The sequence below is a fragment of the Metabacillus sp. GQ13 genome, from assembly GCF_059758525.1.
The window spans coordinates 103,663-115,233 of the sequence record NZ_JCAXET010000008.1 but is presented as its reverse complement, the minus strand read 5'-3'; the positions used below and the strand labels follow the sequence as shown (position 1 = coordinate 115,233).

Below are 11,571 nucleotides of genomic sequence, written 5' to 3'. Positions count from 1 at the left end.
TATAAAGAAAAAACGCCTCTTCTCATGGAATAGGCGTAAGTTGTTTTAGGGTATACGATTGAATTGCACAAATCAAACATCGGATACTTTAAAGGCATCCTTTTCCACGAAGGATACTTCAACAACATAATAGGCAGGTCTCCTGGCTCACGCATCAACATGATCGCTTTCCTTCCCGGATCCAATAAGGATGCAGTGGATTATGTAAGCTTCATTCAACGTTTACAGTGGCGGGACCGCGTTGGATTTTCACCATAACTTCCCTTTTACCCTTAAAATTTTCATTTGTAAGGACCTATTATTGACTATTCAATTTTTGTGACAATGATTATTATAGTAGATTATTGTAGTCAAGTAAATGAAAAAACGACAAGATTCCGCGTTTATTCGCGTTTATTTGCAACGCCTGCTGAATCAAACGTTGCCATTCCTTTAACCATTTGAGTTGCCGCCTCTAGTAACGGAAACGAAAGAGCAGCGCCAGTGCCTTCACCTAATCTCAAATCTAGATTTAATAATGGCGACTTAGATAAATGGGACAAAGCATGGAAATGGCCTGGTTCTTGTGAAATATGTCCTGCAATCAAATATTCCTTTACCTTTTCCTCGAGTAGAACAGCTAACAACGCAGCAGACGTACAAATGAATCCGTCTAATATAATTGGAATCCTTTGTTCAGCAGCTTTTATGATTGCTCCGACCATCCCAGCGATTTCAAGTCCACCTATTTTCGATAATATATCGATTGCGTCGCTAGGATCTGGATTTCTTTTTTCTAACGCATCTGTTATGATAGAGACCTTTCTTTGTCTACTTTCATCGGTTATTCCTGTTCCAATTCCTACTGCATCCTCAACAGAACAACCTGTTATAACAGAAGCAATAGCAGCAGCAGTTGTTGAATTCCCAATGCCCATTTCACCAACAATTAGACTCTTTGCTCCTTTATCAATGACCAATTGTGCAGTTTCCATTCCAACAAGGATTGCCTGGTTTGCCTCCTCCACTGACATCGAATTTTTTTCATAGAAGTTATCTGTACCGTGTTTCACCTTATTTTGTAGCAAGTATTGATGATCTATATCCTCGGCAATTCCGATATCAACAATTTTTAAAATCGCATCGATTTGCTTTGCAAAGACATTGATCGCTGCGCCACCATTCAAGAAATTATGTACCATTTGGATCGTAACTTCCTTAGGAAAAGCCGATACGCCCATGTCACTAATTCCGTGATCCGCGGCAAATACCAATATGCCGGGACGGGTCACCTCTGGAAAGACTTGATGAGTAATCCCTGAAAGTTGGATAGCTAATTCTTCTAATTTCCCTAAACTGCCAATTGGTTTCGTCAAGGTATTAATGTATTCTTCGGCTTCTTTCATTTTTTCATTGTTAAGTGGTTCTATCGCTTGTAACGTTTTTTTAATGTCATTAAGATTCATCGATTTCTCTCTCTTTTCTATGATAATTATTAATCATTTCAGATAGTTTCTCTATATCTATCGCTTCTCTTACATGATCTGCTAATCGATTATATTCACTTAATCGTCTAGTTTCATATGACTTCCTATTTAGAAGTGGCTTAAGCGATTTACGTTTTCGTATGTGATTTAAAAAATGTTCTTTGAAAAGGTCATTGTGAAAAACACCATGAAAATATGTTCCGATACATGTTTCCGATTGATTTTTACTACCATCTACTCGATCGGATAATTCAATGAGCGTTTGCAAATCTTCTAGATGACTGGTTAAACCCATATGAATTTCATATCCGGTAACGTCTATCTCTTTACCAAATAAGGTTAGTGTTCCTTCTGATCGAACGGTTATCTTTTCTTTTGATAGTGTGGTATGTAATGGAAGGAGCTTCAACCCGTCTACATAGTTGATATTTGTTTCAACTTGAAAGGGATCCTCAATTAAATCACCAAGCATTTGGTATCCTCCACAAATTCCAAAGATAAGTGCTCCATTTTGATGAGCTTGAACAATTTCTTGATCTAAGCCTTTTTGTTTTAAGTATATCAGATCTTCTATTGTGTTTTTGCTTCCTGGAAGGATGATCACATCTGGTTGTTCTAATTGATGGGCATGATCTACAAACCGCACATGGCAATCCTTTTCATAATGTAAAGGATCGAAATCAGTGAAGTTTGAAATTTTAGGAAGATTAAGTATCGCAATATCCAACTCTTTATGTTGATTTTTTTGAAAACTGTAATTCGCTAGACTTAGTGAATCCTCTGCGTCGATTAGCAAGTCATTCAGAAAAGAAACAACTCCCAATACTGGCTTACCTGTGTAATTTTCAAACCATGTTAATCCTGGTTCAAGTAACGAGAGATCACCACGGAATTTATTGATGATCACGCCAACTACACGATCGCGGTCTTTTGGATCAAGCAGTTGTAGTGTCCCAACGAGACTTGCAAATACGCCTCCTTTGTCAATATCTCCAACGATAATGACGGGAGCATCTGCCATTTTAGCAACACTCATATTGACTAGTTCTCGATCATTTAGATTGACCTCAGCGGGACTCCCAGCACCTTCAATCACTATTCTCTCATATGTAGAAGCTAACTGATCATACGATTTTTTTATTACCTTTTTTGCCGTATCATAGTAATCACTTCTATAGGTATATGCTTCGATATTTTTTAGTGGTTTTCCATGAACAACGATTTGTGCATTAGATTCACCCGTAGGTTTAATCAGAATTGGATTCATATCTGTCGTGGCATGAATCTCTGCTGCTTCTGCTTGAATACCTTGTGCCCTACCAATCTCTTTCCCGTCTATCGTAATATATGAATTCAGTGACATATTTTGAGATTTAAATGGTGCAGTATGATATCCATCCTGTGTAAAAATCCTGCACAATGCTGTCACTAAAATACTTTTACCTGCATCTGAATGTGTTCCTTGTACCATGATGGGTTTCGCTTTATATTCACTCATTATTCTTCATCTCTAAACATTTATTTAAGAAGTTTTCGACGAGCTTTGGACATGAGGCAAAATGAATATGGGTATATCCAGCTATCACATTATTCGTTATGACCCCTTCAACACATTCTCCAAATACTCCGATTGTATGATATGCAGACATTGTAATCTCCTTCGGGTTGAAAGATGAGTAGTGAAACTCATGTCCTCGGGCTGTTTGGTCATTGGTAAACAAGTAGTTTCCCGTTTGTCCCGTGATTTCCCTGTATCCAATGCCTTGCAAACTGTTCTCCATTTTAATCGACCCAGGTATAACTCCGACCATTTGATAATGATCTTCTTCCTTTGTTTCAATTGATTCTGCCAAATACATAAATCCACCACATTCAGCTATCGTTGGTAAACCATTCTCTATTCTTTGTTTAATCGAATGGTTAACGGCTACTTGCTTAGACAATTCTTCTAAAAATTGTTCAGGAAATCCACCACCAATGTATAGACCGTCTGCCTCTATTGGTATCGCTTCGCTTCTCAAAGGTGAAAAGTAAAGGCACTCTGCTCCATATGCTTCGATTAGTTCTATGTTTTCTTGATAATAAAAATTAAATGCTTGATCTTTAGCGATGGCGATCTTCAGCCCATTTGTAGGTTGTTTAATGAAAATAGAATCTGAGACATCAACGGCTAGCGGCTTACTCTTACTAAGCTCTATTATTTGTTCGACATTTATTGTCTCTTCAACTAGCTTAGCTAATTTAGAGAACAGACTTTTTACATTACTACTCTCCGTTAATGGAACAAGCCCTAAGTGTCTTTCTGGCATAGTAACCTTGGAATCATTTAATAAATAGCCACATACTGGTATAGCGCATTCTTGTTCAATCGCAGCTTTAATGATTTGGTAATGTCCTATGCTTCCGACTTTGTTTGCAATTACACCGACAATTTTGACTCGATCATCTAAAAGTTGGTACCCTTTAACAATCGCTGCAGCACTTCTTGCCATTAGACTGCAATCAATCACTAAAACAATAGGAGAATCTAAGAGAATACTAATCTCTGCAGTTGTCCCTTCATTTGAGGTAGCTGTCCTGCCGTCATATAAACCCATTACGCCTTCGATAATCGAAATGTCAGCTCGGTTACTTCCATTTACAAATATCTCTTTCATCACATTCTTAGAAAACATCCAGCTATCTATATTACGAGAAGGTCTTTCGGTGACAGCCGTATGAAAACTTGTATCTATGTAATCCGGACCACATTTAAACCCTTGTACATTTAGCCCTCTTTGCTTAAGTGCAGCCATTAACCCTAATGTAATCGTTGTCTTGCCAACTCCACTTGAAACCCCTGCTATGACTAATCGTTGTTTTAACAAAGCAATCTCCTCTCAAACTAAACATCCATTTTAGTGCTAATTAAACGTTTGTTTAATGTATTTGTAACGAATAAGTATTTATTTGGATGGTGACTCATTTCCCAATTGAATGACCATAAAAATCATAACATAAAAGAGCCGACAAATGAGTATCTAGTCAGCTCTTCATACACTGGAGTTTTCATCTTGATCAAACTACTCACTTTTTACAGTAGCATGTCCTCCAAATTCATTTCGGAGAGCTGCTACTACTTTGCCGGTAAATGTATCATTTTCCAATGAACGATACCGCATTAACAGTGATAGGGCAATAATTGGTGTAGCTGCCTGTAGGTCTAAAGCTGCTTCAACCGTCCACTTTCCTTCTCCCGAAGAATGCATAATCCCTTTAATATCATCTAAATTTCCATCCTTAGAAAATGCACTCTCCATCAATTCCATAAGCCATGAACGAATCACAGATCCATTACTCCAAACCCGAGCAACACCCTCATAATTGTAATCAAATTCACTTTTTTCCAATACTTCAAACCCTTCACCAATGGCTGCCATCATCCCGTATTCAATCCCATTATGCACCATTTTCAGAAAATGTCCACTACCTGATTTTCCTGTATATAAGTATCCTTTATTAACGGAGGTATCACGGAATATCGGCTCTACTGCGTTCCATGCCTCCTCATCTCCACCAATCATATAATTTGCCCCGTTACGAGCACCTTCAATTCCACCAGAGGTACCTGCGTCAAGAAAGCTTACTCCTATCGTTTTAAATTCTTGATAACGACGGATTGACTCCTTAAAATGAGAATTACCTGCTTCGATGACAATATCTCCTTTTGTTAATAAAGATTTAATCTCGTTTAGAACCGTATCCACCACTGTATGTGGCACCATAATCCAGATAATTCTCGGCTTATCCAATAATTCTATAAAATCTGTTAATTTCGTTGCTCCAATAGCTCCATACTCACTTATTTCGTTAATAGCTTCTTGATTTATATCATAAGCTACAACTTGATGCTCGTGATCAATAAGATTTTTACTAATGTTTAGACCCATTTTACCTAAACCGATAACACCAATTTTCATATTTAACCCTCCTAGAGTTTATAATTACTGTCTAAAAATTTATTTTTTAGAGGATTCAAGTGTGTTTTTATCTAACCACCAACCAAACCCTTCTTGTTGAAGTAGGTCGAGTGATGCGACAGGACCAAAGGAGCCTGAAGGATAGGGATGAAGAGGCAAAGTGTTTTCTTTAAATGCATTAAGGATAGGTTGTACCCATTTCCAAGATTGTTCTACTTCCAACCAATGCGCAAAAAAGGTGGAATCACCTTGCATTGCATCTAAAATTAACAGTTCATATGCTTTAGGTACATCTTCTTGATCCGCGATAAAATTAATATTGATTGGCTCAAGTTTTCCCTCTTTTAGTGGATTCTTGCTATTTAATTGAAGGGATACACCTTCGTTTGGATTTATCCCAATAATTAAAAGATTTGGGACAGTTTCTTCATTTTGCTCTAAATAAAGGTCTTTTGAAGGATTTTTAAATTCAATGACAATTCGAGTCGATTTTCTATTCATTCGCTTTCCTGTCCGAAGATAAAATGGTACCCCCTTCCAAAAAGGGTCATCAATCCACAAACGAACAGCTACAAACGTATCGGTATTCGAAGTGTTATCAATTCCTGGTTCATCGGTATAACCCATGACATGATTTCCATCAATTTCACCTGAGCCATACTGTCCACGTACAACATCGATCATGATTGACTCCCTAGTAAGTGGACGAATTGATTCAATAATTTTCCTCTTTTCATCTCGAATTGCCTTTGCTGTGATCCTTTTTGGAAGATGCATGGCAGACATCATTAGCAATTGCAGCATATGGTTCTGAAACATATCTCGAATTGCCCCAGCTTGATCGTAATAGCCTGCTCTTTTCTCAACACCAACTGTTTCACTAGCAGTAATTTGAATATTTGCGATATGTTGATTATTCCACAATGTTTGAAAAATTGGATTTGCAAATTCTAAAGCTTCAAGATTTTGCACCATTGGTTTTCCTAAATAATGATCGATCCGATATATTTCTTCTTCTTGAAATGCTTTCGTAAGGTTATGATTTAATTCCTGTGCAGACTTTAAATCATGCCCAAATGGCTTTTCAATAATCAGACGTTTCCAACCTGATGTTTTTCCCAAGCCACTATCGTGAATATTTAAAGCAATCACGTCGAAAAACCGCGGAGCAACAGACATGTAAAACAATCGATTCTCTGGAATCGATAATTCCTTTTCTCGAATCTTTACTAGTGATAATAACCGTTTATACTCATCTAGAATCGTGACGTCAACTTTACAATAGCGAATGGAATCTAAAAAAGTTAATAGTTGGTCTTGATTATGTATACTAAGATCTGTAAAAGTACTTATCGATTCGGTCACAAGTTCATGAAACTCTGTATCTGTTAATTCTGAAAGACTTACCCCAACTAGAGAAAAAGAAGGAGGCATTTTCTGATCTAAAAATAAACGATATAAGGCAGGAATGATTTTCCTTTTAGCTAAATCTCCAGTTGCTCCCAGTAAGACAAATGTCAAAGAATCCATTTTCCTTCCTCCTGTTTTAACCAATAATCTCAATTACGTTTTCAGGTTGAAATTTCATTCTTTATAGTGTCCAGTTGATCATTAATTATCTAAACTAATGGTAAAAACATAAATTCCTTTATATGGGACATGGATTTGTATAATGAGTAAGAAATTGATTTATCCAGTTTAAATAAACCTTTTATTGTTAAATAGAAAAAGCCTAACACAATTTAAATGTGTTAGGCTCTGTATTAACTATCAATTTAAATAAGGTGTAAGTATTGCAGAACACTACCCTATTATTTACTTAACTAGTCTTTAACCACTTAAAAAAGCCAATTTTCCCTTTACCTTCACATGAAGAACACGCGATGACACCTTCTCCAGAACATGTATCGCACTTATGGTTTCCAAAGTCGAAGCCTTCTCCTGAACAACTTTTACAATTTAGCAAGCTATCACCATTACAGTTTTTACACTTCATGTAATTCCCTCCCACATCTACTATTTAAGGAGCAACAATTTAGAGCCAAGAAAAACGAACTCACGTACAAAGTTTTCTTCTGTTCTGCTCCTGTATTAGTATATTTGTGGATGTTCCTTGTTATGAGTTGCTATAGGTTACATTTAAATGATAAATTTGTTACAATTTCTACGGATTCATCAAACTTCTCGAGAAGGTCTTTAAAAAGAGCATTTAATCTGACAATAAAAACACAATAAACGCCTATTTTGTCTATTATTGCGCTTCCCTGGGAAATAGAGCTTACTATTTTCCTTCATTTTAGCTCAGTTGTTGGTAACTTTTAGACTCTATGAGTATCTAGTTTATCCAATGCTGACTTTGCTCGATCTCTGGCAAGTTCAACTGTATCTCCAGTTGACAAGGTAACTGCTAATCTACGGCCGACCTTTGTCACAGGTTTTCCAAATACACGAAGCTGTGTATCCTTTACAGCTAGTGCTTGATCAATACCTGTTATTAAATAGTCATTCCATTCTTTTTCAGCCTTTAATGGTCGACTTGCTCCTGGTTTGGCAAGGGTAATTTCAGGGATTGGATAACCTAAAATTGCTCGAACATGTAAGGCGAATTCTGATAAGTTTTGGGTAACTAACGTAACTAGACCAGTATCATGTGGTCGAGGTGATACTTCACTAAAATAGACTTTATCTTTCGCTAAAAATAATTCAACCCCGAAAATACCTTGGCCACCTAGTTCATCTGTTATCGTTTGTGCAATATTTTTTGCTTCTAGCATTTGATTCTCAGACATATTATGTGGTTGCCAAGATTCAATATAATCTCCGTCCTTTTGAGTATGGCCAATTGGTGCACAAAACATCGTCCCATTAACTGCACGGACTGTTAAAAGTGTAATTTCAAAATCAAATTTAATAAATTCCTCAATTATCACTCTTCCATTTTGGACCCTTCCACCTTCCATCGCAATTTTCCAACATTCCTCCATCTCATCTATCGACCTACAAACACTCTGTCCTTTTCCTGATGAGCTCATAAGCGGTTTAACAACACATGGAAATCCAATTTCTTTGGAAGATTGAATAAATTCTTGATATGTATTGGCAAATTGATAATTAGCTGTAGGTAACTTTAACGTTTCAGCAGCAAGGCGTCTGATCCCCTCCCGATCCATTGTCAGTTTAGCTGCTCGTGCTGTTGGGATCACCTGAAAACCTTCTGCTTCTAATTTGATAAGCTCTGATGTAGCAATTGCCTCTATTTCTGGGACAATTAAATCAGGTTTTTCCAACTTAACAATTTTCCTTATCTGGCGAGGATCAAGCATATCGATGACATAGCTACGATCTGCGACTTGCATTGCTGGAGCGTGCTCATATCGGTCGACAGCAACTGTCTCTACTCCTAATCGTTGAGCTTCTATGATGAGTTCTTTTCCTAATTCACCAGACCCTAATAATAATAATTTTTTTGATTGATACATCTAATCGTCCCCCTTTTAAGTAATTACAGCCTATTATATACGAACAATAGCTCGATAAAAAGGGTTTTTATTCGTCTTTTTTCTTTTTAATACTTTAATCATTATCCTGACAGCAGAACTGTCCCAAGTGTTTTCAGTCATAACTTCCTATCACCTATGCCTACCTCTATAAATAATATGAAACAATACGTTTTTGAATAGTTAGCTTTTGGAATTTGTAGGTTCTGAATTTGACCATGTTAACGATGTAATCTGCTGAGTTTCCATTATTCGAATTGGCGCAGGATATTTTACGTCAACTAGCCAAATTTCACCCGCCGTGCTGTTGTCATTCCATCCTGAAAGATAGCCAATTATCCGTTCATCTGGCGACCATGCCAAAGATGTTGCAAGGTAATCCGAAATCGCATACGTTTTGTGATTTTCCCCCGTTGTGTCTGTGGAACGAATAAATGAAAATGAACTGCTAGTCATATTGCCTGTAGAGATGTATGCGATTTTATTTGATTGTGGGGACCACAGAGGGATCGTGTTTTTCATAAGGGCTCCTTCTTTTATAGTTGTCTGCGATCCAGTTGATAGATCAATGATTTGGAGATGTATGTTGTTAGCGATAGTGGTTGTATAAAGGGCTGAGCTTCCATCATTTGATAATCGGATATTTCTGAGACGTCCGTCTGAATTTTTTGTAATTTGTTGTAATTCCGTACCATTTGCATGGATACGGTAAATCTGACTGATGCCTTTTAAATCAGGTGATTGAAATAATAGCTCCTCACCGTTTGGAAACCAGTTAGCATCTGATGCCCCTCGTTTGTTTCCTATTAATCCATGACTTTTGGTGATGGTGTCATAAAAATTCATCCGCCCACTTTTTACATATACAAGTTTTTGATTGTTTGGTGACCATTCCAAATGACCATCAAATCCTTCATTTATTTGATCAACACATTCAATATCATCACGCTCTAGTGATAAAATATATAGGTTTCCAAGTTTTCCAACAAAAGCTATTTTCTTGTTATCCCAAGACCAAACAGGTACAGAGTAAGCTTCTGCTAAACCGTTTGTGACCTGAACAACGGAACCATTGCTAGGATTAAATATTGATAAATCGAAGTTGCCATTTTTGTTTGACGTATAAGCAATAAGCCCGCTTACTAGTGGAGTCGTATATGGGATCCGGATCTTCATGCCTGGATATAGCTGATTTAATTTAAGTTGATTAACCATTTTGATCGGTTCGGGATTAATAAGTCCCGCTATTAACACGTTAAAGCTTTTTGCAATTTGATACAACGTATCTCCTTTTTGAACAACATAGTAAGGAACTCCAGGTGGCACATGGAGCAGCTGATCAATCTTGAGTTGATATGGGGGCTGAAGCTGATTTGCCTCAATGATCACAGATTTCGGAACTCGATAATGGTGAGATATTTGGTCAAGTGTATCATCTTGCACGACACGAATAGTATTGGCACCAGGTGGGATAGAGAGTTGTTTACCGCTGTAAATCGTATATGGAGGGATCAAGTTATTTGCTGCAATCACCACTTCAACTGGAAGATCCCATCGTGTAGCGATTTGATAAAGTGTATCATCATTCATGACGGTGTAGAATAATTGCATATAGTACCTCCTAGGATAGAAATGTCACAACTTACCCTTATCCCGATTATATGACATCTCCTAGGTTTTATATTTCTGTTAACATATTTACATAATTATTTAAGAAATACCGATTACCCAGTTCCTATGTTATCGATTGCATTATTTAAACTTGTCGTATAGCTTATTATTTGCCTCGGTTTAGAAAGAGCTCTTTTGTTTAAGGCGAACTATCATAATCACTCACCCTTAAATTCTGGCTGTCTCTTGTCTTTAAATGCTTGAAGTCCTTCTGATCGATCCTTAGTGGGAATCGTTACTTCATAAGCATTCTGTTCAATCGCAAGCCCAGTGTGTAAGTCTACTTCACACCCTTTGTTGATCGACAATTTCGCTTGGGTAATCGCAATCGGTGCATTTTTCACGATTAAATTGGCTAACTCCAGTGCTTTAATCAGTACCGATTGAGCAGAAACCACATACTCTACTAACCCTATTTCTTGCGCTTCTTTTGCTTCAATTTTCCTTGCTGTGAAAATTAACTCCTTTGCTCTTCCTTTACCGATTAATCTCGGTAAGCGTTGTGTGCCTCCTGCTCCAGGGATGATTCCAAGTGAGGTTTCTGTTAAACCAAACGCAGCTGTTGCAGAAGCAATTCGGATATCACATGCTAATGCTAATTCAGTTCCACCACCAAAAGCCGCTCCATTCACCGCAGCTATTACGGGTTGTGGCAACTCCTCTATTGCATTTATCATATCTCGGATCAACGACACTGTTTTACGAACTTGGTTTCTGTCCATTTCTGCACGTTCTTTTAGATCTGCACCAGCACAGAAGGCTCTTTCACCACTACCCGTTATCACAAGACAACGTACTGTTTTATCGTATTTATAGGATTGAATCTCTTTTTGTAACTCTTCTAACATCTGTAAAGATAACGAATTTGCCGCTTCAGGTCGATTTAAGATCATGATCACAATTCCATTTTCTAGTTTAGAAATTTGTAAGACAGTGGCCATCCTTCACCCTCCAGCCGATTTTATTTAAAGCTACGTG

The 11,571-nt window shown here is 37.4% G+C and carries 9 protein-coding genes and 1 riboswitch; all 9 genes read right to left on the bottom strand.

Features of this window, described 5'->3' with window-relative positions:
* Window positions 1–115: 115 nt before the first annotated feature.
* Window positions 116–314: riboswitch (cobalamin riboswitch) on the bottom strand.
* Window positions 315–383: 69 nt separating this feature from the next.
* The 9 genes from cobT to AC6CHR_RS11710 all read right to left on the bottom strand — a co-directional run bounded on the left by cobT (window position 384) and on the right by AC6CHR_RS11710 (window position 11,534).
* Window positions 384–1,445 carry a nicotinate-nucleotide--dimethylbenzimidazole phosphoribosyltransferase gene (cobT, locus tag AC6CHR_RS11750; RefSeq protein ID WP_498248944.1) on the bottom strand — a complete coding sequence of 354 codons (1,062 nt, stop codon included), beginning with the start codon at window positions 1,443–1,445 and terminating at the stop codon, window positions 384–386.
* On the bottom strand, window positions 1,435–2,964 hold the full coding sequence (locus AC6CHR_RS11745) for a cobyric acid synthase (RefSeq protein WP_498248943.1): 1,530 nt from the start codon (window positions 2,962–2,964) through the stop codon (window positions 1,435–1,437). Before AC6CHR_RS11745 ends, cobT begins: the two co-directional genes overlap by 11 nt.
* The gene (locus tag AC6CHR_RS11740; RefSeq protein ID WP_498248942.1) at window positions 2,957–4,333 is read right to left on the bottom strand and encodes a cobyrinic acid a,c-diamide synthase CobB; all 1,377 of its coding nucleotides are present in this window, start codon (window positions 4,331–4,333) and stop codon (window positions 2,957–2,959) included. Before AC6CHR_RS11740 ends, AC6CHR_RS11745 begins: the two co-directional genes overlap by 8 nt.
* A gap of 195 nt (window positions 4,334–4,528) precedes the next feature.
* Window positions 4,529–5,425, bottom strand: a complete 897-nt coding sequence (gnd, locus tag AC6CHR_RS11735) for a phosphogluconate dehydrogenase (NAD(+)-dependent, decarboxylating) (protein ID WP_498248941.1) — start codon at window positions 5,423–5,425, stop codon at window positions 4,529–4,531.
* Window positions 5,426–5,464: 39 nt separating this feature from the next.
* Complete coding sequence (gene zwf / locus AC6CHR_RS11730) at window positions 5,465–6,955, bottom strand: glucose-6-phosphate dehydrogenase (protein WP_498248940.1); 1,491 nt, start codon at window positions 6,953–6,955, stop codon at window positions 5,465–5,467.
* Window positions 6,956–7,244: 289 nt separating this feature from the next.
* Complete coding sequence (locus tag AC6CHR_RS11725) at window positions 7,245–7,421, bottom strand: hypothetical protein (RefSeq protein ID WP_498248939.1); 177 nt, start codon at window positions 7,419–7,421, stop codon at window positions 7,245–7,247.
* 322 nt (window positions 7,422–7,743) lie between these two features.
* Complete coding sequence (purT, locus tag AC6CHR_RS11720) at window positions 7,744–8,904, bottom strand: phosphoribosylglycinamide formyltransferase 2 (protein WP_498248938.1); 1,161 nt, start codon at window positions 8,902–8,904, stop codon at window positions 7,744–7,746.
* A gap of 201 nt (window positions 8,905–9,105) precedes the next feature.
* Window positions 9,106–10,533, bottom strand: a complete 1,428-nt coding sequence (locus tag AC6CHR_RS11715; RefSeq protein ID WP_498248937.1) for a LysM peptidoglycan-binding domain-containing protein — start codon at window positions 10,531–10,533, stop codon at window positions 9,106–9,108.
* 218 nt (window positions 10,534–10,751) lie between these two features.
* Window positions 10,752–11,534: an enoyl-CoA hydratase gene (locus AC6CHR_RS11710; protein ID WP_498248936.1), complete on the bottom strand. Its 783-nt coding sequence runs from the start codon at window positions 11,532–11,534 to the stop codon at window positions 10,752–10,754.
* Between the last annotated feature and the right edge of the window lie 37 nt (window positions 11,535–11,571).